Below are 22,112 nucleotides of genomic sequence, written 5' to 3' on the forward strand. Positions count from 1 at the left end.
TTCTGCCTGAACAGATTAGAGAAACGACCATGCATAACGTCGTCATCAGCGGCACCGGCCTGTACACCCCGGCCAACAGTATCTCCAACGAAGAGCTGGTGCAGTCTTTCAATACCTACGTCGCCCAGTTCAATGCGGACAACGCCGAAGCCATCGCCAGCGGCGAAGTGCAGGCCCTGACCGAGTCCAGCGCCGCGTTCATCGAAAAAGCCTCCGGCATCAAGAGCCGCTTTGTCATGGACAAGGACGGCATCCTCGATCCGCAACGCATGGCACCACGTCTGCCAGAGCGTTCCAACGACGAATGGTCGGTGCTCTGCCAGATGGCCATCGGTGCTGCCGAGCAAGCCCTGCAGCGTGCCGGCAAGACTGCCGCCGATATCGACGGCGTGATCGTTGCCTGCTCCAACCTGCAGCGCGCCTACCCGGCCATCGCCATCGAAGTCCAGGAAGCACTGGGCATCCAGGGTTTCGGTTTCGACATGAACGTTGCCTGCTCGTCGGCGACCTTCGGCATCCAGCAAGCGGCCAACACCGTGCAACTGGGCCAGGCCCGGGCGATCCTGATGGTCAACCCGGAAGTCTGCACCGGTCACTTGAACTTCCGTGACCGTGACAGCCACTTCATCTTCGGCGACGCGGCTACTGCGGTGATCATCGAGCGTGCCGATACAGCGACATCGAAACACCAGTTCGACGTGGTCAGCACCAAACTGCTGACCAAGTTCTCCAACAACATCCGCAACAATTTCGGCTTCCTCAACCGCGCAGCGGAAGAGGGCATCGGCGCCCGCGACAAACTGTTCGTGCAGGAAGGCCGCAAGGTGTTCAAGGACGTCTGCCCGATGGTGGCCGAGCTGATCGGCGAACATCTGGAAGAGAACAAGCTCAACGTCGGTGACGTGAAGCGCTTCTGGCTGCACCAGGCCAACCTGAGCATGAACCACCTGATCGTGCGCAAGCTGCTGGGCCGCGAAGCCACCGAAGAAGAAGCCCCGGTGATTCTCGACACCTACGCCAACACCAGCTCCGCAGGTTCCGTGATCGCGTTCCACAAGTATCAGGACGATCTGGCAGCCGGCTCGCTGGCAGTGCTGAGTTCGTTCGGTGCCGGTTACTCGATTGGTAGCGTGATTCTGCGTAAACGCTAAGACCAGTTCATTTCCTCTTAATCGCGCTGACGTTTCCTACATCCGAATCGGCGCGAACGCTGTAATTTTCGAAACTGGCGGCAGGAGAGATCCTGCCGCTATCATTTTCGGAGTCAGGAAAAGGGGATTGATGGATGGCGGTTGACGACACACAACTGCTCGAGCGGTTGTTGGCAGGCGAACAGAACGCCTTCAAGGAACTGGTCAGCACCTATCAAAGCCCCATGCGCGCGGTGGCCTACGCGATTGTCGGCCAGCGCCATGTCGAAGAAGTGGTGCAGGATGCCTGGCTGTCGGTGGTGCGCAATATCGGCCGTTTCGAGGGGCGCTCCAGTCTCAAGACCTGGCTGCTGACCATCACCGCCAACTCGGCCAAGAGCCGCTATAAACTCAATCGTCGCGAAGTGTTGCTGGATGATCTGCCGTCCCCCCACGGCACCATCGACGACGATCGTTTTTCTCCCGGCGACGGCCACTGGCTGGTCGCACCGTTCGCCTGGCACCAAGACACACCCGAAGCGCTGCTGACGGAAGGCGAGCTGCGTGAGTGCCTGGAGCATACGTTGCTCAGTCTCTCCAAGCTTCAGAGCAGCGTGCTCACGCTGCGCGAACGCCAGGGCCTGGAGCTGGAGGAGATCTGTAATCTTCTGGAGATCTCGCTCTCCAATGTCCGCGTGCTGCTGCATCGGGCACGTTTGAAGGTCTTTGCGACCGTGGAGCATTTTGAGGAGACGGGAGAATGTTGACCTGCAAGGAGCAAGTGGCGCGATCCAGCGATTATCTCGATGGCCAGTTGAGCTTTCGCGAGAAACTGATGGTGCGTCATCACCTGATGTTCTGCCGCAATTGCCGGCGTTTCATTCGCCAGATGCGTTTGATGCAGGCGACGTTGCGGGCGATGCCGCAAAAGCCTGAAGAGGGCGTGGACGCGTTGGCCGAGCAGCTGGCACAGCTGCGGCGCAAGGATCGATCCTGAAAACACAGACTGGCGCGGTCGCAGCGAACGGATGATGGGGATCGCTGCGGCCGCGCCAGTCTGTTGAAGCCTCTTCAAACGATGGAAGCGGATGTACAACCCATCGTTTGAAGTCTGTCGCCGAGTTGCTTAGAACTTCGCTTCCGCATCCAGCTGCAGGGTGTTGGTGTCTGCATCACGCTGGGTACGGCTGGAGAAGTCGGCCTTGGTCAGGAAGTAAGTCGCACCGATGGCGAAGTTCTTGTCGATGTCGTAACCGACCTTGAACTTGTGGCCACGGGAACCGGTGGTGCCGTTGGCGAAGTCCGAATCGGTGAAGGCGCCGACCACAGCGTTGCGCTGCACGTCACGATAGTTGTAGTCGAGGTTCAGGCCGAAGACTTTCGACTTGGCACCCACCAGCCAGGCGGTGTCCTGATCGGTCACTGCATCGTTGTTCTTCACGTACTGACCGTAGAACGACAGCGGCATTGGCAGGCCGCCGATGTCGACCTGGCTGAAGCCTTCGTACAGACGGAATTCGTTGTCGGCCGAGTTGCCGTTGACGGCCAGGGCGCACGGCGTGGAGGTACCGGTGCAACGGCTGTCTTCGTCGTTCTGGTAGGCGTAGACGCTGCCGCCCAGGGTCAGTTTCAGGTTGTCGGTGATGGTGAAGCGACTGCCCAGCTGGCCGGCGGTCAGGCGCAGGTCGTGACGGAATTGCACGCCGTCGCCGTCGACGTTGTCCTTGAGGTTGTAGTTACCCAGGCTGCCGAACAGTTCGACGCTGCTGCCCAATGGATACTTGTAGGTAACGGCCAGACCTTCCGGGTTGATGTCGCTGTCCCAGATAACGTCGCCCATGCTCACCCATGGTTGCAGCATCTTGCCGCCAATAATGTGCAGGTTCTTGATCTGGTCCGGGTGGTAGTCGATGTAGCCCAGGTCGAGCCAGATCTGCTTCTTGTCGAAGTAGTTGTCCTGGTCTTGGTTGGTCGAACGGGCGTCGTCGCCGCCGCCGGTGGCGATACGGATGCCGGTGTCGACTTGCGGGTTGATCTCGGTGTACGCACCCAGACGGGCACGGATACGCTGGCGATCCTTGTCGCGGCCGCCGTTGTTCGGCTCGCCATCGATCTTGATGGTTTCCTGACGGATACGCACGTCGCCCTTGAACTGGGTTTTGGCGGCCCAGGCCAGTTTCTGGTCGAAACTGCTGAGCTCGTTGGTTTTCTTCGCGGTCGCCGCGATTTGCTCGTTGGTCTCTTGCTGCGCCTGCTGCGCGATTTGCTGGGCCTTCTGATCCTTGGCCAGTTCAGTTTGCAGTTCAACGTACTGCGCCTGGGAAATCGAACCGTTAGCCTTGAGCATGTCGAGCAGTTTGGCGTCGACTGCGGCACTGGCCGGAACACTCATGGCCAGCAACAGGCCACCGCACAGGGCCGCCGCAGTTTTCGTGGAAGCAAGACGCATAGCAATCTCCGAAGATGAAGGGGATGGCTGAACCATCCTGGGCACAACCGACGGTTTGACGGTCGGAAAACAGTGTCCGGGGTAGAACCCGGCGCTCTAAAAACAGGCGCCAGTATCGCGATGGTTTATGACAGAGCAGTGGCACGATGATGGCAGGTTGATGACGATACAAAACTGCCGTGAACTATTGATCTAGAGCGCTGTCGCGCATTCTGGCGTGGGCAACGCCGGGCCGATCAGCGATACTCGTCGGGCGTTCACGCCCGAAAGTGGAGAGGAAAATGCCGCTGCAACGTCTGCACAAACTGTCGGAAATTCCAGCGTCCGACTGGGATGTTCTGGTCCCGCAAAACCAGCCGTTTCTGCGCCACGCCTTCCTGGCTTCGCTGGAGGACAGCGGCAGCGTCGGGCCGCACACGGGCTGGCAAGCGGAGCATTTGCTGCACGTCGAAGCGGGGCGCGTAATCGCCGCATTGCCCGGTTATCGCAAGTGGCATTCCTACGGTGAATACGTGTTCGATCACGGCTGGGCCGATGCCTGCGCCCGTGCCGGCATCGATTACTACCCCAAGTTTTTGAGCGCGGTGCCCTTCAGTCCGGTCAGCGGCCCACGGTTGCTGGCAGCGAATGTCGAGGACGGATTCGAGCTACTCAAGAGCCTGCCGGGGTATCTGGAAATCGAAGAACTCTCCAGCGCCCACATCAATTTCACCGACGCGTTTACCGATGCCGCCATGGCCGAGCAGCCGGGCTGGCTGCAACGCATCGGCTGTCAGTACCACTGGCAGAATCGCGGCTACCGCGACTTTCAGGATTTCCTCGACGTACTTGCCTCGCGCAAGCGCAAACAGATGCGCAAGGAGCGCGAGCAAGTGGCGGGGCAGGGCTTCGAGTTCGAATGGCTGGAAGGGCGGGAGCTGGACGAGGCCCAGTGGGATTTCGTCTATGCCTGTTACGCCAACACCTACGCGGTGCGTCGGCAGGCGCCGTACCTGACCCGGGAATTCTTCAGCCTGCTGGCCGAGCGCATGCCGGAATCGATTCGCGTGGTGCTGGCCCGGCAGGGCTCACGGCCGGTGGCGATGGCGTTCAGCCTGGTGGGCGGCGACAGTTTTTACGGGCGCTACTGGGGATGCCTGGCCGAGTTCGACCGACTGCACTTCGAGACCTGTTTCTATCAGGGCATGGACTATGCGATTGCCAACGGATTTCAACGTTTCGATGCCGGTGCCCAGGGCGAGCACAAACTGATTCGCGGCTTCGAACCGGTGATCACCCATTCCTGGCACTACCTGCGCCATCCCGGTCTAAAAGCCGCGGTCAAAGACTTCCTGCACCAGGAGCGCGCCGGTGTACTGGCCTATGCCGAAGAGGCAAGAGCAGCCTTGCCCTACCGCCAGGCCTAGATTCCAATGTGGGAGCGAGCTTGCTCGCGAAAGGTTGGTATCAGCCAATATTTGCTGCATTGACACACCGCTTTTCGCGAGCAAGCTCGCTCCCACAGGATTTTAGGTGTCTTCCTTGCCCAGCCAGCGATAGAGCACGCCGCCGACCACCGCACCGAGCAGCGGCGCGACCCAGAACATCCACAACTGGGCGATGGCCCAGCCGCCGACCATCAGCGCCGGGCCCGTGCTGCGGGCCGGGTTGACCGAGGTGTTGGTGACCGGGATCGAGATCAGGTGGATCAGCGTCAGGGCCAGGCCTATGGCGATCGGTGCCAGTCCTGCCGGGGCGCGTTTGTCGGTGGCGCCGAGGATGATCACCACGAACATGGCGGTCATCACCAACTCGGTGACGAAGCCGGAAGCCATCGAGTATTTGCCGGGCGAGTGCTCGCCATAACCGTTTGAGGCCAGGCCGGCAGCGATGTCGAAGCCTTCCTTGGCGCTGGCGATGTGGTAGAGCAGTGCCGCTGCCAGAATCCCGCCGATTACCTGGGCGATGACGTAGGCAGGCAGTTCCTTGGCCGGGAACCGACCGCCGACGACCAGACCGACCGACACGGCCGGATTGAGGTGACAGCCGCTGATGTGGCCGATGGCAAACGCCATGGTCAGCACCGTCAGACCAAACGCCAGGGCGACCCCCAGCACACCGATACCCAAAGGTGAAGACGCGGCGATGACCGCACTGCCGCAACCGCCCAACACCAACCAGAACGTACCCAGCAACTCAGTAACTGAACGTTTGAACAGAGACATGAGAGAGTCCTTGATAGGCGTGCTATCGAGACTGCATCGAGTGATGCTTCCCTGCAGATTTACGACAGGTTCCGTTCCGGAGCCTTGGCTCAGTACAGCAGGGATTTTGTGGATTTCCAGCAGGCGATAAAAAACCGCCAGAGCCCGTGGGTAAAGGGCTCTGGCGGTTTTATCTCACGTTGATCGTTCCCACGTCGAGGCGTCGAACCGTCCGCGTGGGAATGCCTCAGGGGACGCTCCGCGTCCAGTGACGCGGAGCGTCACGGGCTGCATTCCCACGCGGAGCGTGGGAACGATCAGTGACCAGGCGTGAAAACGATCAGTCGATGCCGACAAACCCTCCGGTCTGGTGCGCCCACAGCCGCGCATACAATCCGCCATGGGCCAGCAGTTCGGCATGGTTGCCGCTTTCAGCAATCTTGCCGTTCTCCAGCACTACCAGCCGATCCATGCGGGCAATGGTCGAGAGGCGGTGGGCGATGGCGATCACGGTCTTGCCCTGCATCAGGGTTTCCAGGCTTTCCTGAATCGCCGCTTCGACTTCCGAGTCCAGCGCCGAGGTCGCTTCGTCCATGATCAGGATCGGTGCGTCCTTGAGCAGCACCCGGGCAATCGCAATCCGCTGACGCTGACCACCGGACAGTTTCACCCCGCGCTCGCCGACATGCGCGTCGAATCCGGTGCGCCCCTCGGCGTCCGACAGCAGTGGAATGAACTCATCGGCACGGGCCTTGCGCACCGCTTCCCAGAGTTCGGCGTCGGTGGCGTCGGGCTTGCCGTACAGCAAGTTGTCGCGGATCGAACGGTGCAGCAGCGAGGTGTCCTGAGTGATCATGCCGATCCGCGCGCGCAGACTTTCCTGGCCGACTTCGGCGATGTTCTGGCCGTCGATCAGGATCCGTCCGCCCTCGACGTCGTACAGGCGCAGCAGCAGGTTTACCAAAGTCGATTTGCCGGCGCCGGACGGGCCGATCAGACCGATTTTCTCGCCCGGTTTGATGGTCAGGTTGAGGTCGCCGATGATGCCTTTCTTCTTGCCGTAGTGAAAATCCACGTGCTCGAAACGCACTTCGCCACGGGCCACGGCCAGCGGTTTGGCCTGCTCCCGGTCGGTGACGCTGACCGGTTGCGAGATGGTCTGCAGACCGTCCTGAACCATACCGATGTTTTCGAAGATGCCGGTGACCACCCACATGATCCAGCCGGACATGTTGACGATGCGGATCACCAGGCCGGTGGCCAGAGCAATCGCGCCGACGCTGATCAGCGATTGCGTCCACAGCCACAGGGCCAGCGCCGTGGTGCCGACGATCAACAGGCCGTTCATGGTGGTGATCGCCACGTCCATACTGGTGACCACGCGGCCCGCCAGCTGGGCTTTTTCGGTCTGTTCCTGGATCGCCTCGCGGGCGTAATGCTGTTCGAAGTTGGTGTGGGCGAACAGCTTCAGGGTGGCGATGTTGGTGTAGCCGTCGACGATCCGGCCCATCAGCTTCGAGCGCGCATCGGAGGCTTCCACCGAGCGGTCCTTGACCCGTGGCACGAAGTAATAGAGCGCGCCGATGTAGGCGGCGATCCACGTCAGCAGCGGGATCATCAGGCGCCAGTCGGCCTCGGCGAACAGCACCAGCGAGCTGATCGCGTAGATCAGCACATGCCACAGCGCATCCACCGCTTGCACGGCGGAATCGCGCAGCGAGTTGCCGGTCTGCATGATGCGCTGGGCAATGCGTCCGGCGAAGTCGTTCTGGAAGAAATTCAGGCTCTGCTTGAGCACGTAGCTGTGGTTTTGCCAGCGAATCATGCTGGTCATGCTCGGGCTCAGGGTCTGATGCACCAGCATGTCGTGCAGCGCCAGGAACAGAGGGCGCAGCAGCAATGCCACCACCGCCATCCACGCCAGTTCGACGCCGTGTACTTTGAAGAAATCGACGTTCGGCGTGCCTTGGGCAAGGTCGATGATGCGGCTCAGGTAACTGAACAGCGCCACTTCGATCAAGGCACCGAACAGGCCGACGATCAGCAGGGCGGCGAAACTCGGCCAGACCTGCTTCAGGTAATAGGTATAGAAGGGCAGAACGCGGTCCGGCGGGGATGCCGTCGGGGCATCGCGGAATATGTCGATCAGTTGTTCGAAACGGCGATAGAGCATCAGATAACCGCCCGGAGCACGGGCTCTCCTTTTATCAGTGTGAGCGGCGTGACGTCAGTCAGCACCGCTCGATATGCCCTGTAAAGCTTAGTCGATGCGCTTGGCCGACTTGATGATCACAGGGTCGACCGGCACGTTTTGCATGCCCTGTTTGGTGGTGGTCTGGGAGTTGACGATGATGTCGACCACGTCCATGCCCTTGACCACTTTGGCGAACACCGCGTAACCGGCGTCACGGCCCGGATCGAGGAAGGCGTTGTCTGCCACGTTGATGAAGAACTGGCTGGTGGCCGAATCCGGGTTGGAGGTACGGGCCATCGACAGGGTGCCACGAACGTTATGCAGGCCGTTGCTGGCTTCGTTCTTGATCGGCGCCTTGGTTTCTTTCTGTTGCATCTGCTGGGTGAAGCCGCCGCCCTGGGCCATGAAGCCCGGGATCACGCGGTGGAAAATGGTGTTGGTGTAGAAACCGCTGTCGACGTACTCGAGGAAGTTCTTGGTACTGATCGGCGCCTTGACCGGGTCCAGTTCGATTTCGATCTGGCCGTTGGTGGTGTCCAGCAGCACGTGCGGCGCTTTTGCCGGTGTGGCAGCCATCAGGTTGGCAGCGAACAGCACGGTGCCGGCGGCGAGGGCGAGTTTTTTCAGCATGGGTCAGTGATCCTGAGGGTGATTATCGGCTGTGGCGAGGAACTCCAGCAGCGTTTGATTGAAGCGTTCGGGCTGATCGAGCGGGGTGGCGTGGCGCGAATCGGCGATCACCACCAGCCGCGCATCGGGCAGCAGTCTGACATAGGTTTCTTTCAGCGAAACCGGGGTGTAGTCCCGGTCGGCGCTGACGACGAGGGTTGGACAGGTGACCCGGGAAAGTCGTTCCTGAACCCCCCAGCCAACAATCGCATCGAAGCTGGCGAGATAAGCACGTTTGTCGTTTTTTGCCCAGCGCTCCGCCATTTTCTGACGCAAATCGGCCTGCTCCGGTTTGGGGAACAGCTTGGCGCCAAGGGCCTTGCCGATGGTGGCGAGGCTGAGCAGGCGCATCAGGCTCCAGCGCTTGAACCACTGCCAGTAATCGTCGCGACTGCGCACCTTGACCTCGGGCGCGCTGTTGACGATGGTCAGGCTCTTGAGCATCCGCGGATGATCGACGGCGAACTGGAAACCGATCATGCCGCCCATGGACAGCCCGGCGAAGTGCACCGGGCCGAGCTTCAGATGTTCGATCAGGGCGACGATGTCGGCGCTGAACCCGGCGATGCTGTAGCGCTCGCGGGGCTTGTCGGAGCGGCCGTGACCGCGCACATCCGGAACGATCACCCGGTAATGCGCGGCCAGCGCGGGAATCTGCATTTCCCAATCCAGGGTGCTGGAGCCCAGACCGTGAACCAGCAGCAACGGATCGCCGTGGCCATATTCCTCGTAGTGCAGGTTGCAACCTTCATGCTCGAAATACGCCATCGGTGAACTCCGTGTCAGGCTTGTTCGGGGGCGGCAAACGGTGCGTCCAGCGGCAGGGTGTCGAAGGTGCGCAGCAGTTCGACGAGGATCTGCGAAGCCGGGCCCAGGGGTTTGTCCTTGTTCGAGTACAGATAGAAGCTCGGATTGCGGCTGCCGCCCTGATCCAACGGTAGCAGCTTGAGCAGGCCTTCCTTCAATTCCCGTTCGATCATGTGCCGTGGCAGCCAGGCGAAGCCCAGGCCGCTGGAGACAAAGTTGGCGGCGGTGGCGAGGCTGCCGACGGTCCAGCGCTGCTCGGCGCCGAGCCAGCCAACGTCCCGCGGTTGCTGGCGGCCGGAGTCGCGGATCACCACTTGCATCTGGGTTTCCAGATCCTGGAAATTCAGCTCGCGGTTCAGGCGGTGCAGGGCGTGTTCAGGGTGAGCGACGGCGACGAACTCCACGTCGCTCAATTCCGCGCCGAGGTAACCGGGAATGCTCAGGCCGGTGATGGCCAGGTCGGCCACGCCTTCGAGCAGCACTTCTTCGACGCCCGACAGCACTTCCTCACGCAGACGCACGCGGCAGCCACGGCTTTGCGGCATGAACGCGGTCAGGGCGCGGACGAGGCGGGCGCTCGGGTAGGCGGCGTCGACCACCAGCCGCACTTCGGCTTCCCAACCCTGCTCCATGTGATGGGCGAGGTCTTCCAGCTGGCTGGCCTGTTTCACCAGTTGTCGCGAGCGGCGCAGCAACACGCCACCGGCTTCGGTCAGCACCGCCTTGCGGCCATCGATGCGCAACAGCGGCACGCCGAGCTGATCCTGCATGCGGGCGACGGTGTAGCTCACCGACGATTGCGAGCGATGCAGGGCCTCGGCGGCCTGGGCGAATCCGCCGTGGTCGACCACGGCCTGCAACGTTCGCCATTGATCAAGGGTCACGCGGGGCGCTTTCATCAATAGCTCCTCTTGTCCTAAGCTGGCGGTCCCTCATGGAGACTGCCGAATGAAAAAATTCTGTTGTGTGTTGCTGGCGCTGCTTCCGCTGACTGCGTTTGCGTACCCGATCGATGTGGAGAAAGATCTCAACGGCCTGAAGATCGACTACAACGCGTTCGACACCGATAACGACATCGGCTCCATCCAGGTCAACAACTACGGCGACGTCGACGCGACCTGCAAGGTGGTGTTCACCAACGGCCCGGAAGCGCCGCGCACCCGCAACATCGAAGTGGCCGCGGGCAAGCATAAGAACGCCACGGCCAAGTTCACCCGGACCATCATCAAGCTGCGCATCAAGCTGAGCTGCACCCCGAAATAGCGTCACGGCCCTGTGGGGGCGGGCTCCCACAGGGTATGGCTTGCATCTAAACGAATTTTTCGATGCTTTGCAGCAATTATTTGCGCTTTTTCATCGATACGACTCTGTTTAACCTTCACTCCATCGACTTACAACATTCTCGGATGGAGGCTACACAACATGTCCCGCGTTCTGATCATCGAAAGCAGCGCCCGCCAGCAAGACTCGGTTTCCCGTCAACTGACCCAGACCTTTATCAGTCAGTGGAAAGCGGCGCATCCGGCCGATCAGATCACCGTACGTGACCTCGCCGTGAACCCGGTGCCGCACCTGGACATCAACCTGCTGGGCGGCTGGATGAAATCCGCCGAGCAGCGCAACGACAGCGAGCAGTCCTCGCTGGACCGTTCCAACGAATTGACCGATGAGTTGCTGGCGGCCGACGTGCTGGTGATGGCTGCGCCGATGTACAACTTCGCGATCCCGAGCACCCTGAAAGCCTGGCTCGACCACGTACTGCGTGCCGGCGTGACTTTCAAGTACACCGAAACCGGCCCGCAAGGCCTGCTCAGCGGCAAGCGTGCCTACGTGCTGACCGCTCGCGGCGGGATCTATGCCGGCGGCCCGGCGGATCATCAGGAACCGTACCTGCGTCAGGTGATGGGTTTCATCGGCATCCACGACGTGACCTTCATCCACGCCGAGGGTATGAACCTGGGCGGCGACTTCCAGGAGAAGGGCCTCAACCAGGCCAACGCCAAACTGTCTCAGGTCGCTTGATATGTTAATCGCCAGATAATCGCCGATTGTTCTAGTGACCTGGCGCAACCCCTTCAAGGCTCTACGCGCATCGAACCTCCCTTTGCACTTGTTGCTCCTGAGTGCTGTAGCCCGATTGAACGCTTTAGCGAGATCGGGCTTTTTTTTGCCTGCGATTTAGCGATGGCCGGGAAAAACCGCTATCGTCGCCGCCATTCGAAATCGAGGCGAGCATGGGCTATCTACTTTTTGTCACGCTGATCCAGGCGTTTTCCTTCAGTCTGATCGGCGAATACCTGGCCGGTCATGTCGACAGCTACTTCGCGGTGCTGGTGCGTGTGGTGCTGGCCGGTCTGGTGTTCATCCCGCTGACGCGCTGGCGCTCGGTGGAACCGGCGTTCATGCGCGGCATGCTGCTGATCGGCGCGTTGCAATTCGGCGTGACCTACGTCTGCCTGTATTTGAGCTTCCGCGTGCTGACGGTGCCGGAAGTGCTGCTGTTCACCATCCTCACGCCGTTGCATGTAACGCTGATCGAAGACGCGCTCAACCGACGCTTCAACCCGTGGGCGCTGATCGCCGCACTGGTGGCGGTGGCGGGGGCGGCGGTGATTCGCTACGACCGGATCAACCCGGACTTCTTCATGGGTTTTTTGCTGCTGCAACTGGCCAACTTCACCTACGCCGCCGGGCAGGTTCTGTACAAACACCTAGTGGCGAAACACCCGAGTGATCTGCCGCACTACCGGCGTTTCGGTTTCTTCTACCTCGGCGCATTGGCGGTGGCGTTGCCGGCGTTCCTGCTGTTCGGCAAATCCAACTTCCTGCCCGAAGCACCGCTGCAATGGGGCGTGCTGGTGTTCCTCGGTTTGGTCTCGACCGCACTCGGTCTGTACTGGTGGAACAAGGGCGCCTGCCTGGTCAACGGCGGCACCCTGGCGGTGATGAACAACCTGCACGTGCCCGTCGGCTTGCTGCTGAACCTGCTGATCTGGAATCAGCACGAAGAGCTCGGGCGGTTGTTCCTCGGTGGCAGCGTGATTCTGGCGGCGGTGTGGATCAGCCGGTTGGGGATTCGCAAGCCGGCGCCAGTTGCCCCACCAGAAACTCGATAAACGCCCGGGTCTTCTGCGGCACCCGCCGCGCTGACGAATACACCGCGTTGATGGTGATCGCCGGGGCTTGCCATTCGCACAGCACCGGCACCAGCCGTCCGGCTGCCAATGCTTCTTCGACGATGAAGTCCGGCAGCAGCGCAATGCCCATCCCGGCCTCGGCCGCTTGCGCCAGCAAGTCGCCGTTGTTGGCGTGCAACGGCCCGGTGACGTTGACCCGCTGCGTCTCCTTGCCGTTGCACAGTTGCAGGCTGACCCCACTCTGCAGATAGCCGTAGTTCAAGCATTGATGTGAGCGCAGATCCTGCGGGTTCTGCGGCGTGCCCGCGCGTTCGAGGTAAGCGGGGGAGGCGACCATGATTCGTGGGGCAGGCGCCAGTTGCCGGGCGATCATGGTCGAGTCGGGCAGGCTGGCGATGCGGATGGTCACGTCGAACCCGCCGCGCACCGGGTCGACCTGCTGGTCGCTGAGCACCAGTTGCAGCTCGATGTTCGGGTGCTGCTCGTGGAACAGCGGAATCAGCTTGCCCAAGCGCCGCAAGCCGAACGACATCGGTGCGTTGACCCGCAACACTCCGCGCAATTCGCCCACCCCGTCCCGCGCTCGCTGTTCGGCCTCGTCCAGTGCCGCAATCACTTCCCGCGCCGCTTCGAAATACTCGGCACCGGCCTCGGTCAGGTGCAGGCTGCGGGTGGTGCGTTGCAGCAGTTGCACGCCGATGGCTTCTTCCAGCGCCTGAATCTGTTTGCTGACTTTCGAGCGGGGCACGTCCATGGCCCGGGCGGCGGCCGCGAAGCCGTTCTCGCCGACCGTCACCACGAAGGCGCGCATGCATTCGATGCGATCCATGATTGTCCCTTTTTTAGAATCAATGATTCTCGATTTTAGGGAATTGTCCCTTTATCGGCTAGCCCCTAAAGTGACATCCAAGCCGAGACAACAACGCCGCAGACGGCCAGCCACTCGACTCACCCATTACTCAATCGAAACTCTGAATCGACATCAAAAGGAACGCGCCATGTCTATCCGTGAACTGCTGAACCCAACCAACTCCGCCCTGATCCTGATCGACCACCAGCCACAAATGGCTTTCGGCGTACAGTCGATCGACCGTCAGACCCTGAAGAACAACACCGTCGGCCTGGCCAAGGCGGCGAAGATCTTCAACGTACCGACCATCTACACCTCGGTCGAAACCGAAAGCTTCAGCGGCTACATCTGGCCGGAACTGCTGGCGGTACACCCTGAGCAGAAGCCGATCGAACGCACCTCGATGAACTCCTGGGAAGACAAGGCGCTGGTAGACGCAGTGAAGGCCACCGGGCGCAAGAAACTGATCATCGCCGCGCTGTGGACCGAGGTCTGCCTGACCTTCCCGGCCCTGGAAGCCCTGGCTGAAGGCTACGAGGTGTACATCGTCACCGACGCTTCCGGCGGCACCACCAAGGAAGCCCACGACATGTCGGTGCAGCGGATGATTCAGGCCGGCGCCGTACCGGTGACCTGGCAGCAAGTGCTGCTCGAGTACCAGCGTGACTGGGCACACAAAGACACTTATCAGGCGGTAATGGACCTGGTGCTGGAACACAGCGGCGCGTACGGCATGGGCGTCGATTACGCCTACACCATGGTGCACAAGGCACCGCAGCGGCAGGCCTGATAAATCGGCGGGACAAAAAAAGACGCAACCGGGGTTGCGTCTTTTTTTGCGTTTGAAGCAAGCGTTACATCAGATGTTTTTCGGCTTCCGGAATATGGCTCGCGCCAAGGACTGCCGGCAATATCCCGGAACGCAAATCCCCACCACTCGGCTGCTGATACAGACTCAACCCGAACTCCGGCAGCACCGCCAGCAGGTAATCGAAAATATCCCCCTGGATCCGCTCGTAATCGGCCCACACCGTGGTGGTGGTAAAGCAATAGATTTCCAGCGGAATGCCCTGGGCCGTGGTCTGCATCTGGCGGACCATGCAGGTCATGTTCGGCTGGATCTCCGGGTGACTCTTCAGATAGGCCAACGCATAGGCGCGGAACGTACCGATGTTGGTCATGCGCCGGCGGTTGGCCGACATTGCGGCGACGTTGCCCTGCGCCTCGTTCCAGGCCTTGAGTTCGGCTTTCTTGCGGCCCATGTAGGCGGTCAGCAGGTGCACCTGGGAGAGTTTTTCTTCTTCATCGTCGCGGATGAACCGCACACCGCTGGCGTCGATGAACAGGCTGCGCTTGATGCGTCGCCCGCCGGACTGCTGCATGCCGCGCCAGTTTCTGAACGACTCGGACATCAGGCGCCAGGTCGGGATCGAGACGATGGTCTTGTCGAAATTCTGCACCTTGACCGTGTGCAGGGTGATGTCGACCACGTCGCCATCGGCGCCGACTTGCGGCATTTCGATCCAGTCGCCGACCCGCAGCATGTCGTTGCTGGTCAGTTGCACGCTGGCGACGAACGACAGCAGGGTGTCCTTGTAGACCAACAGGATCACCGCCGACATCGCACCCAGACCGGACAGCAGCAACAGCGGCGAACGATCGATCAGGGTGGCGACGATGATGATCGCGCCGAACACGTACAGAACCATTTTCGCCAGTTGCACATACCCCTTGATCGAGCGGGTGCGGGCGTGTTCGGTGCGGGCGTAGATGTCCAGCAGTGCATTGAGCAGGGCGCTGACCGACAGCAGCAGGAACAGAATGGTGAACGCCAGCGCCACGTTGCCGAGGAACACCGTGGCGGTCTTGCTCAGTTCCGGCACCAGGTGCAGGCCGAACTGGATCACCAGCGACGGCGTCATCTGCGCCAGACGCTGAAACACCTTGTTATGCCGAAAGTCGTTGATCCAGTGCAGGGCGGGCTGGCGACCGAGCATGCGGCTGGCATGCAGGATCAGGTAACGCGCCACTCGTCCGAGGACCAGCGCGATCACCAGCAGCAGGACCAAAGCCAGGCCGGCGTGCAGGAGCGGGTGCTGTTCGAGGGTACCCCAGAGGTCTTGGGCGTTGAGCCAGAGCTGTTTGAAATCCATGAGAGAGACGATTCTTCTGTAAGACGCGACGAGCGATTAGAGCATTTAAGACGCTGTGTATTACCGTTGGAGACAAATCGAGCAACAAAAAAGCCACTGATTACGGCGGATTTCACAAAGAAACTCGGCCTGAGCGCTCGAAACCGGTAACCTATGCAGCTGATTTTTTGCATATCTTCGAGGTAGCACCCGTGTTTTCCCAATTCGCCCTGCACGAACGCCTGCTCAAAGCCGTGGCCGAGCTGAAATTTGTCGAGCCAACGCCTGTGCAAGCCGCGGCCATTCCGCTGGCGCTTCAGGGGCGTGACCTGCGGGTGACGGCGCAAACCGGTAGCGGCAAGACCGCCGCTTTCGTCCTGCCGATCCTCAACCGCCTGATCGGCCCGGCCAAGATCCGCGTCAGCATCAAGACCCTGATCCTGCTGCCGACCCGCGAGCTGGCCCAGCAGACCCTGAAGGAAGTCGAGCGCTTTTCGCAGTTCACTTTCATCAAGTCCGGCCTGATCACTGGCGGTGAAGACTTCAAGGTCCAGGCCGCCATGCTGCGCAAGGTGCCGGACATCCTGATCGGTACTCCGGGCCGGATGATCGAGCAACTGAACGCCGGTAACCTTGACCTCAAGGAAGTCGAAGTGCTGGTGCTCGACGAAGCCGACCGCATGCTCGACATGGGTTTCGCCGAAGACGTGCAGCGTCTGGTCGACGAATGCCCGAATCGTCAGCAGACCATGCTGTTCTCCGCCACCACCGGCGGTTCCGGCCTGCGCGAGATGATCGCCAAGGTGCTGAACAACCCTGAGCACTTGCAGCTCAACGCGGTCAGCCAACTGAACTCGACCACCCGTCAGCAGATCATCACTGCCGACCACAACCAGCACAAAGAACAGATTGTGAACTGGCTGCTGGCCAACGAGACCTATCAGAAGGCCATCGTCTTCACCAATACCCGCGCCATGGCCGACCGCATCTACGGTCGCCTCGTTGCCCAGGAATACAAGGCGTTCGTGCTGCACGGCGAGAAAGACCAGAAGGATCGCAAACTGGCGATCGACCGTCTGAAGCAGGGCGGCGTGAAGATCCTGGTGGCCACCGATGTGGCGGCCCGTGGTCTGGACGTTGATGGCCTGGATCTGGTGATCAACTTCGACATGCCTCGCAGCGGCGACGAATACGTACACCGCATCGGTCGTACCGGCCGTGCCGGCAACGACGGTCTGGCGATCTCGCTGATCTGCCACGGCGACTGGAACCTGATGTCGAGCATCGAGCGTTATTTGAAGCAGAGCTTCGAGCGCCGCACGATCAAGGAAGTCAAAGGCACCTACGGCGGACCGAAAAAGGTCAAGGCCTCGGGCAAGGCTGTCGGCGTGAAGAAGAAAAAGACCGACGCCAAGGGCGACAAGAAGAAAACCGCCGCCAAGACCCCGACCAAGCGCAAGAGCGCCAACCGTCCGAAACCAGACTCTCTGGTGAGCAGCGACGGCATGGCTCCGCTCAAGCGCCGCAAGCCGGAAGCGCCGGCGGCTGAATAAGCCGTTTCAGGCAGGCAATAAAAAACCCGGACATGGTCCGGGTTTTTTTATCGCCAGGGTTTATCAACTGCCCAGCAGGCCGGTGGTGTCGGCATCAAAGCGCCGCTTGGCTTGATCGGCTGCCGGTTTGAGCTGTGCGAGCAGGGCGGCCTCGCTGTACAGCCCGGTCAGTGCCAGTTCCTTGGGGGTTGGCTCGATCGGGATGAGTACGTCTTCACCCGCCGCATGCAGCCAGATCGCCACAAGGTGCAGCGCCGACACAAACAGCATCCGCAGCTCAACGGTTTTGCCCTTCAGTTGCGGCGATTGCTCGGCCAGCTTCAGTGCATCGACCGTGGCGGCCGCCAGGTTGCCGTGGTTCAACGAGGCAAACTCGACGTGACCGCGTACTTCGGCCAATTGCGCATCGGCAATCGACACCCCGCCGGAAAACACCAGGTAATGCCAGTCGCCCACTCGGGCGTTTTTCAGGCCTTTGCCCTGGCTCAGGTCGTCCAGACTGAGCGAGTAGCCGCGATAGGCCTCGCTGAGGCTGATCCCGGCGGGCGCAGCACTGGCGAACTGGTGATTGACGCCAAAACCCTGGGACTGCAACGCGGCCTGCAGGGCCGGACGCAAGGTCTGTACGCCGTTGGAAGGCGCCTTTGGATAAGTCAGTTGCATGATGTCGCCCTCCTAGTTTTTCGCCGTGAAGTAAGTGTGGGTCCAGTTGCCGCCGCCGTTGTAGGAACCGGGGAAGGAACTCAGCGCGCGGGTCGAATAGCCGTAGATTGAATCCGCGACCAGCACGTAATTGCCGTTGGTGCCGTAGATCGCCAGAAAGTGCGCACCGCCGCCGTACCAGGCGCAGCGCAGGCCGATCGGGCGGCCCATGTTGATCTGGTTCTGGATGGCCGACATTTGTAGCGAGCCCGAATTCATGCCGTTGAAACTGCGGGTGATCTTCAGCGCAACGTCCAGATAGCCGTACACGTTGCACGGCCCCGGTTGATTGCAGCAGTTGCGATCCAGCGCGGCGCTGGCAACGGCGCATTGGGTCCAGGACCCGGTGCCGTAATAATTGCCGACCGAGGCGGAAGCGGCGGCCCAGCACCAGTTGGTCTGGGTCTGTTGCTGCATCGTGAAGTTCAGGCTGGCGGCTGCCAGGGCGCGCTGTTGAACAGCTGCCTCGACCAGTTGCGGGTCGAGCAGATGGCCGATCAGACATTCGGGCAGGGTGTTGCCGGTGAATGCCGTTGTTTCAGTGGTTAACATTTTTCAATCCTCCATGAATGAAAACAAACGTTCCGCGTTTGCGGGATAACGGTATTGCCGAGCGATCGGTGCTAAACGGTTGCCATCTCCGATGGCCGGTTCCGATCAGGCTCGGGGTAACCCTAGGTGTAGATATGCATTTGTGCAAATAACAAAATGCACTAATGCAAATCTCCGGTTAAAAGGAAGCAGGCTTTGGTATCGATCCAGCCTGATCGATGCCAAAGCCTGCCGTTGTCTGAGCGGGTGTTATCCCTCGGTTTTTTTCTCCGCCGAACCCAGTTCCTTCAAGCGCTGATCGATCAACTGGCATTTGTCCGGCAGATCGGCGGAGGCAGTGCCCAGGTCCATTTTCTGCAATTCGGCGTTGATCTCCTTGGCCTTGGTCGGGTTTTGCTCGGTGAGCTTCGCGACTTCCTTGGCCAGTTGCTCACGTTTGGCGGTGGCTTCCTCCGGCGTACAGGCCCAAACGGGCAGGGCGCAGGCGAGCGTGGCGGCGAGGGTGAGCTTGAGCAGGGTTTTCATGGGGGCAGGCCTCAGTTCCGGTTAAGGCGGGTTAACCGGTTGAGGGCTTTCAACCGTGAAAAGTTCAGTGTGTTTGGGGCTCAGTCTCCATGGCAGCAACTGGATTTTGCTGCCCCGTCGTAGCGGTCATGGTGCCGCACCCATTCCATGATCTCATCCTCGTTCCGGCCCTTGGGCGTGAGGTCGAGGTAGTTGTAGGAGCCGACCAGCAGGTCGAGGCCGCGAGCATAGGTTGAGTAGGTGTGGAAAATGTCGCCGTTGTCGGCGCGATAAAACACGCTGAGCCCGGGCATTTCTTCCTCGGCGCTGTCGGTCTTTTCGTAGTTGTACGTAGCCTTGCCTGCTTCGACATCCTCTGCACGGGCGCACACGCCGAAGTCGTAGTTGAAATCGCAGCCGTCCGACGATACCCAGTCGAATGTCCAGCCCATCCGCCGCTTGAAGGCCTGGAATTCGGCGAACGGTGCGTGGGACACCGCTACCAGCGCAATGTCGTGATGGGCCAGGTGCAGGTTGGCGCCGTCGATGTGGTCGCTGAGGAATGAACAGCCCGGGCAGCCTTCTTCCCAGCCCTTGGCGAACATGAAGTGGTAGACGACGAGTTGGCTGTGTTTGCCGAACAGATCGGCGAGTTTCAATTCGCCGTTCGGCCCCATGAAGCGGTAATCCTTGTCGACCTTCACCCAGGGCAGGGCGCGGCGTTTGGCGCTGAGGCGGTCGCGTTCCTTGGTGAAGGCCTTTTCATCGGCCAGATGCTGCTTGCGGGCGGTGAGCCATTCTTCGCGCGATACCACCGGATGATTCTCAACGTTCATGATGATTTCTCCTGCGGGGGTTGAAACCGTCTGTCTCAGACTAGTCGTTCAACCACCCGGGAAATCGACAGACCGCCGGTCGGTCGGGGCGCCGAATAATCCTGAACGGTGGCGCAGCGCTCCGGTCACAACCTGTGAACGCGCCAAAAAATCACGCGCACCGGAGGTTGAATCAGGATGACGACTTATAACTGGGATTTGATTGAACGCCTGCTGCATGAAGTGCAGAACGGCGCGGGCCACAGCTTTGCGCCACGGTCTTTTGCCGAAGACTATGCGGCGGAGAAAGCGGCGGCGGGCGAGCCGATCGAGAATCTGGATCACCTGAAAACGCTCGCCTGCGACTATGAGCAATTGTTGCTGTTGCGCGGTTACATCCAGCCCCGTGGCGAAGACGAGGGCAGCACCGGCAACAACTTCAGCCTGACCCCGCGCGGCTCCAGCCTGTTGAGCCTGATCGACAGCAGCATTCCCGGCAATGATCATCCGCGCGAAGTGCTGGATGATCAGGAAGACGCGCTGGATGAGCTGATGTTCGATGAGGTGGCCTCCAAGGCGCAGATTGCCTGAGGCTTTGCACAAAAAAATGTGGGAGCGAACGTGCTCGCTCCCACATGGGTTTTGCAGTGATCTCAGCTTTTTTGTGCGGCCTTCAGGCACTTCAAGTCATTGAAGTCCTTGCGCACCCCCTCGATCTTTTTCAACAGGCGTTGGCGCTGCTGCGGCGTGCTGTCGGCCATCAGATCCACGAACAGCGAACGGGCCTGCGCCTCGGTATTGGCGTAGGCCTTTTGGTAATCCGCTGTCCATAAACGCTCGCGATTGACCAGAAGCGTCTCGATCCGTTGTGGGAATTCAGGACTGTTGCGGTGCGCCACCGCCGCGCTGAACTGCTTCTGCCAGTGGGCGCGGTTGGCGATCCATTGGGTGTTCTGATCGCCCAGGGCGGTCGACCAGGCCATCACGCGCTGCTCCTGCTTGGCGCTCAGCGGGCCGAGCCAATCGTTGAGGCGCTTGTCCATGCGCGCGCCACGTTCGGCAATCTGCTGCGACAGCGGTGGCTTAAGGTATTCCTGCTGGCGCTTTTGCAGGTCTTTGGCAAAGGCGTCGTTCATTTCGGCGACCTGTTTGTCGTCCAGCCCTTGCAGCAACTCAATCGCGGACGGAGTGATTTCCCGAGCGGTTTCGGCGATCGCCTGCTTGGCTTCTGCGGTGCGGGCCTGAAGGGCAGCGTCGGTGACCTGATTGGTCTCGACCATGGTTTGCAGGCGATCGAGCCAGTCGAGATAACCCGGCAGTTGCGTGTTGCAGTGCCAGCTCAGGTGTTCCCTGAGGCGTTCGTTGAACCAGCCTTTCTGCTCGCCGTTCATGTCCAGGTAGTCGCTGAGCGTCCACGGAATGATCACGTCGAGATTGCGATAGGCCAGGCCGACACGGCTGCAGGCGCCGAGGGCGAGGGTCAGGATCAGTAGAACGGCGAGGCGTTTGAACCAGCTAGACATGGGCGAGTCCTTGCGAAAGCCAGCCTTGAGGGTCTGATTCTTATGTGAACGCAGGATGGACCCGGCAGTTCAGCCAATCAATAGAACGGGCGTTCGGCCTTGAGCGTGACCAGCCCGTCGCACTGACTGTTATGCCCGGAATAGGCCGAGCAATCGCTGCCGCTGAGGCTTGAATTGCTGTAGATCAGGTCGAGATCGATGCCCATGAACGGCCGGGAAAATTTCACCGACCAATCGGTAAAACTGCTGACATAACCCCCGTCCACCGAGACCGGCGTGTTGAGCTGATGGGTGGTGTATTTCATGCTGATCCCGATGCCGAACGGCTGATTGCCGCCCAGGTCGGCAAACAGGGTGTTGTTCTGTTTATCCGGATCGTTGCTCAGGGCGATGCCGATCCGGCTGCCGAGCAGGGTCAGGCCACCAAACAGTTCCTGGCTGTCGAGGGTGTCGACCTTGGGATAGCTGTAGTGGATCATCCCGACTTCGTAGCCGAGGGTTTGATCGAAAGGTTGTTTAAAGCCGACGTAGGAATCGATTTCGAGATTCTTCCCCGGCGTGAGGCCCATGCTCGGTGCGTACTGACCGACATAGAGGCCGCTGTCGTGACTCAGATCCAGCCCGCCGTGGAACGAGCCGACCGCCGAAGGTTTGACCAGCCCCTGGGCCATGCTGCGGCTGGGCGTGGTGCCGAGCTTGAGGTCGAAGTCGCCGAGTTCACGCTGAAAAATCTGCGCGTGCGCCGCCGGGCTCGCCAGAAGGCCTACAAGCAATAAACAGGAAGATTTGAGCATGCGTCACTCCTTGAGCAGCGAGCGCAGGTGCGACAAACCTGCTGAAACGCTTGATCCAGACGCGTGCAAGGATACCGGCGAATGATCGGCATTGAGGGCCGTTCGTCGATTTCTGCTG

At 60.5% G+C, this 22,112-nt stretch carries 24 protein-coding genes; 10 read left to right on the top strand and 14 right to left on the bottom strand.

What is annotated here, in order from left to right:
• The first annotated feature begins 29 nt into the window (after positions 1-29).
• From AC0R79_RS08340 to AC0R79_RS08350, 3 genes are all read left to right on the top strand, one after another.
• On the top strand, positions 30-1,151 hold the full coding sequence (locus AC0R79_RS08340) for a beta-ketoacyl-ACP synthase III (RefSeq protein WP_007956533.1): 1,122 nt from the start codon (positions 30-32) through the stop codon (positions 1,149-1,151).
• A 134-nt stretch (positions 1,152-1,285) separates the two neighbouring features.
• A complete protein-coding gene (locus AC0R79_RS08345) occupies positions 1,286-1,897 on the top strand; it encodes an RNA polymerase sigma factor (protein ID WP_474734061.1) in 612 nt (203 codons plus the stop codon).
• Positions 1,891-2,127 (top strand): anti-sigma factor family protein, encoded by a 237-nt coding sequence (locus AC0R79_RS08350; RefSeq protein ID WP_007956536.1) that lies wholly within the window; start codon positions 1,891-1,893, stop codon positions 2,125-2,127. The genes AC0R79_RS08345 and AC0R79_RS08350 overlap by 7 nt, the downstream gene beginning before the upstream one ends.
• Positions 2,128-2,256: 129 nt before the next feature.
• Here the strand turns inward: AC0R79_RS08350 and AC0R79_RS08355 are convergent, their stop codons facing one another.
• Positions 2,257-3,579, bottom strand: coding sequence for a putative porin (locus tag AC0R79_RS08355; protein ID WP_007956537.1), 1,323 nt, complete (start codon positions 3,577-3,579; stop codon positions 2,257-2,259).
• A 281-nt stretch (positions 3,580-3,860) separates the two neighbouring features.
• On the opposite strand from AC0R79_RS08355, the gene AC0R79_RS08360 reads away from it, so the two are divergent.
• Positions 3,861-4,985 (top strand): GNAT family N-acetyltransferase, encoded by a 1,125-nt coding sequence (locus tag AC0R79_RS08360; RefSeq protein WP_007956538.1) that lies wholly within the window; start codon positions 3,861-3,863, stop codon positions 4,983-4,985.
• Between the two features lie 102 nt (positions 4,986-5,087).
• On the opposite strand, the gene aqpZ is transcribed toward AC0R79_RS08360, so the two are convergent.
• From aqpZ to AC0R79_RS08385, 5 genes are all read right to left on the bottom strand, one after another.
• Entirely contained in the window at positions 5,088-5,783 is a 696-nt protein-coding gene (aqpZ, locus tag AC0R79_RS08365) for an aquaporin Z (protein ID WP_474734063.1), read from the bottom strand.
• A gap of 319 nt (positions 5,784-6,102) precedes the next feature.
• Positions 6,103-7,935, bottom strand: coding sequence for an ABC transporter ATP-binding protein (locus AC0R79_RS08370; RefSeq protein ID WP_127797232.1), 1,833 nt, complete (start codon positions 7,933-7,935; stop codon positions 6,103-6,105).
• Between the two features lie 87 nt (positions 7,936-8,022).
• Complete coding sequence (locus AC0R79_RS08375) at positions 8,023-8,586, bottom strand: peptidylprolyl isomerase A (protein ID WP_007956541.1); 564 nt, start codon at positions 8,584-8,586, stop codon at positions 8,023-8,025.
• Between the two features lie 3 nt (positions 8,587-8,589).
• Positions 8,590-9,393, bottom strand: a complete 804-nt coding sequence (locus AC0R79_RS08380; protein ID WP_085605641.1) for an alpha/beta fold hydrolase — start codon at positions 9,391-9,393, stop codon at positions 8,590-8,592.
• A 14-nt stretch (positions 9,394-9,407) separates the two neighbouring features.
• Positions 9,408-10,331, bottom strand: a complete 924-nt coding sequence (locus AC0R79_RS08385) for a PA3225 family LysR-type transcriptional regulator (protein WP_007956543.1) — start codon at positions 10,329-10,331, stop codon at positions 9,408-9,410.
• Between the two features lie 49 nt (positions 10,332-10,380).
• On the opposite strand from AC0R79_RS08385, the gene AC0R79_RS08390 reads away from it, so the two are divergent.
• The 3 genes from AC0R79_RS08390 to AC0R79_RS08400 all read left to right on the top strand — a co-directional run bounded on the left by AC0R79_RS08390 (position 10,381) and on the right by AC0R79_RS08400 (position 12,548).
• Positions 10,381-10,695 carry a hypothetical protein gene (locus AC0R79_RS08390; protein WP_011332961.1) on the top strand — a complete coding sequence of 105 codons (315 nt, stop codon included), beginning with the start codon at positions 10,381-10,383 and terminating at the stop codon, positions 10,693-10,695.
• A gap of 159 nt (positions 10,696-10,854) precedes the next feature.
• The gene (locus AC0R79_RS08395; protein WP_007956545.1) at positions 10,855-11,454 is read left to right on the top strand and encodes an FMN-dependent NADH-azoreductase; all 600 of its coding nucleotides are present in this window, start codon (positions 10,855-10,857) and stop codon (positions 11,452-11,454) included.
• A 212-nt stretch (positions 11,455-11,666) separates the two neighbouring features.
• Positions 11,667-12,548 (top strand): carboxylate/amino acid/amine transporter, encoded by an 882-nt coding sequence (locus tag AC0R79_RS08400; protein ID WP_085611579.1) that lies wholly within the window; start codon positions 11,667-11,669, stop codon positions 12,546-12,548.
• On the opposite strand, the gene AC0R79_RS08405 is transcribed toward AC0R79_RS08400, so the two are convergent.
• The gene (locus AC0R79_RS08405) at positions 12,493-13,398 is read right to left on the bottom strand and encodes a LysR family transcriptional regulator (protein WP_474734064.1); all 906 of its coding nucleotides are present in this window, start codon (positions 13,396-13,398) and stop codon (positions 12,493-12,495) included. The genes AC0R79_RS08400 and AC0R79_RS08405 overlap by 56 nt on opposite strands.
• 169 nt (positions 13,399-13,567) lie before the next feature.
• On the opposite strand from AC0R79_RS08405, the gene AC0R79_RS08410 reads away from it, so the two are divergent.
• The gene (locus AC0R79_RS08410) at positions 13,568-14,209 is read left to right on the top strand and encodes a hydrolase (protein WP_007956548.1); all 642 of its coding nucleotides are present in this window, start codon (positions 13,568-13,570) and stop codon (positions 14,207-14,209) included.
• Between the two features lie 64 nt (positions 14,210-14,273).
• Here AC0R79_RS08410 and AC0R79_RS08415 read toward each other — a convergent pair whose 3' ends face one another.
• Positions 14,274-15,572, bottom strand: coding sequence for a mechanosensitive ion channel family protein (locus AC0R79_RS08415; RefSeq protein ID WP_127797233.1), 1,299 nt, complete (start codon positions 15,570-15,572; stop codon positions 14,274-14,276).
• A gap of 191 nt (positions 15,573-15,763) precedes the next feature.
• Here AC0R79_RS08415 and AC0R79_RS08420 point away from each other — a divergent pair, with 191 nt between their 5' ends.
• A complete protein-coding gene (locus AC0R79_RS08420) occupies positions 15,764-17,104 on the top strand; it encodes a DEAD/DEAH box helicase (protein WP_127797234.1) in 1,341 nt (446 codons plus the stop codon).
• 63 nt (positions 17,105-17,167) lie between these two features.
• On the opposite strand, the gene AC0R79_RS08425 is transcribed toward AC0R79_RS08420, so the two are convergent.
• The 4 genes from AC0R79_RS08425 to AC0R79_RS08440 form a co-directional block, all read right to left on the bottom strand.
• The gene (locus AC0R79_RS08425; RefSeq protein ID WP_474734067.1) at positions 17,168-17,767 is read right to left on the bottom strand and encodes a hypothetical protein; all 600 of its coding nucleotides are present in this window, start codon (positions 17,765-17,767) and stop codon (positions 17,168-17,170) included.
• Between the two features lie 12 nt (positions 17,768-17,779).
• Positions 17,780-18,358, bottom strand: a complete 579-nt coding sequence (locus AC0R79_RS08430) for a papain-like cysteine protease family protein (protein ID WP_474734069.1) — start codon at positions 18,356-18,358, stop codon at positions 17,780-17,782.
• 249 nt (positions 18,359-18,607) lie between these two features.
• Entirely contained in the window at positions 18,608-18,883 is a 276-nt protein-coding gene (locus AC0R79_RS08435) for a hypothetical protein (RefSeq protein ID WP_007956561.1), read from the bottom strand.
• An 80-nt stretch (positions 18,884-18,963) separates the two neighbouring features.
• Positions 18,964-19,698 (bottom strand): DUF899 domain-containing protein, encoded by a 735-nt coding sequence (locus AC0R79_RS08440; RefSeq protein WP_474734071.1) that lies wholly within the window; start codon positions 19,696-19,698, stop codon positions 18,964-18,966.
• A gap of 177 nt (positions 19,699-19,875) precedes the next feature.
• Here AC0R79_RS08440 and AC0R79_RS08445 point away from each other — a divergent pair, with 177 nt between their 5' ends.
• The gene (locus AC0R79_RS08445; protein ID WP_474734073.1) at positions 19,876-20,268 is read left to right on the top strand and encodes a transcriptional regulator; all 393 of its coding nucleotides are present in this window, start codon (positions 19,876-19,878) and stop codon (positions 20,266-20,268) included.
• 62 nt (positions 20,269-20,330) lie between these two features.
• Here AC0R79_RS08445 and AC0R79_RS08450 read toward each other — a convergent pair whose 3' ends face one another.
• On the bottom strand, positions 20,331-21,200 hold the full coding sequence (locus AC0R79_RS08450; RefSeq protein ID WP_474734075.1) for a DUF6279 family lipoprotein: 870 nt from the start codon (positions 21,198-21,200) through the stop codon (positions 20,331-20,333).
• Positions 21,201-21,277: 77 nt separating this feature from the next.
• A complete protein-coding gene (locus tag AC0R79_RS08455; protein ID WP_115076941.1) occupies positions 21,278-21,994 on the bottom strand; it encodes a TorF family putative porin in 717 nt (238 codons plus the stop codon).
• Positions 21,995-22,112 lie beyond the last annotated feature (118 nt).

Source organism: Pseudomonas sp. HD57-3, from assembly GCF_056113135.1.

Bases quoted from the DNA above. Each gene is read 5' to 3' on its own strand.
- AC0R79_RS08435 (WP_007956561.1), bottom strand. From the start codon at position 18,883: ATGAAAACCCTGCTCAAGCTCACCCTCGCCGCCACGCTCGCCTGCGCC.
- AC0R79_RS08455 (WP_115076941.1), bottom strand. From the start codon at position 21,994: ATGCTCAAATCTTCCTGTTTATTGCTTGTAGGCCTTCTGGCGAGCCCG.
- AC0R79_RS08400 (WP_085611579.1), top strand. From the start codon at position 11,667: ATGGGCTATCTACTTTTTGTCACGCTGATCCAGGCGTTTTCCTTCAGT.
- AC0R79_RS08385 (WP_007956543.1), bottom strand. From the start codon at position 10,331: ATGAAAGCGCCCCGCGTGACCCTTGATCAATGGCGAACGTTGCAGGCC.
- AC0R79_RS08370 (WP_127797232.1), bottom strand. From the start codon at position 7,935: ATGCTCTATCGCCGTTTCGAACAACTGATCGACATATTCCGCGATGCC.
- AC0R79_RS08390 (WP_011332961.1), top strand. From the start codon at position 10,381: ATGAAAAAATTCTGTTGTGTGTTGCTGGCGCTGCTTCCGCTGACTGCG.
- AC0R79_RS08405 (WP_474734064.1), bottom strand. From the start codon at position 13,398: ATGGATCGCATCGAATGCATGCGCGCCTTCGTGGTGACGGTCGGCGAG.
- aqpZ (WP_474734063.1), bottom strand. From the start codon at position 5,783: ATGTCTCTGTTCAAACGTTCAGTTACTGAGTTGCTGGGTACGTTCTGG.
- AC0R79_RS08375 (WP_007956541.1), bottom strand. From the start codon at position 8,586: ATGCTGAAAAAACTCGCCCTCGCCGCCGGCACCGTGCTGTTCGCTGCC.
- AC0R79_RS08445 (WP_474734073.1), top strand. From the start codon at position 19,876: ATGACGACTTATAACTGGGATTTGATTGAACGCCTGCTGCATGAAGTG.
- AC0R79_RS08415 (WP_127797233.1), bottom strand. From the start codon at position 15,572: ATGGATTTCAAACAGCTCTGGCTCAACGCCCAAGACCTCTGGGGTACC.
- AC0R79_RS08395 (WP_007956545.1), top strand. From the start codon at position 10,855: ATGTCCCGCGTTCTGATCATCGAAAGCAGCGCCCGCCAGCAAGACTCG.
- AC0R79_RS08350 (WP_007956536.1), top strand. From the start codon at position 1,891: ATGTTGACCTGCAAGGAGCAAGTGGCGCGATCCAGCGATTATCTCGAT.
- AC0R79_RS08380 (WP_085605641.1), bottom strand. From the start codon at position 9,393: ATGGCGTATTTCGAGCATGAAGGTTGCAACCTGCACTACGAGGAATAT.
- AC0R79_RS08345 (WP_474734061.1), top strand. From the start codon at position 1,286: ATGGCGGTTGACGACACACAACTGCTCGAGCGGTTGTTGGCAGGCGAA.
- AC0R79_RS08340 (WP_007956533.1), top strand. From the start codon at position 30: ATGCATAACGTCGTCATCAGCGGCACCGGCCTGTACACCCCGGCCAAC.
- AC0R79_RS08355 (WP_007956537.1), bottom strand. From the start codon at position 3,579: ATGCGTCTTGCTTCCACGAAAACTGCGGCGGCCCTGTGCGGTGGCCTG.
- AC0R79_RS08410 (WP_007956548.1), top strand. From the start codon at position 13,568: ATGTCTATCCGTGAACTGCTGAACCCAACCAACTCCGCCCTGATCCTG.
- AC0R79_RS08450 (WP_474734075.1), bottom strand. From the start codon at position 21,200: ATGTCTAGCTGGTTCAAACGCCTCGCCGTTCTACTGATCCTGACCCTC.
- AC0R79_RS08360 (WP_007956538.1), top strand. From the start codon at position 3,861: ATGCCGCTGCAACGTCTGCACAAACTGTCGGAAATTCCAGCGTCCGAC.
- AC0R79_RS08425 (WP_474734067.1), bottom strand. From the start codon at position 17,767: ATGCAACTGACTTATCCAAAGGCGCCTTCCAACGGCGTACAGACCTTG.
- AC0R79_RS08440 (WP_474734071.1), bottom strand. From the start codon at position 19,698: ATGAACGTTGAGAATCATCCGGTGGTATCGCGCGAAGAATGGCTCACC.
- AC0R79_RS08430 (WP_474734069.1), bottom strand. From the start codon at position 18,358: ATGTTAACCACTGAAACAACGGCATTCACCGGCAACACCCTGCCCGAA.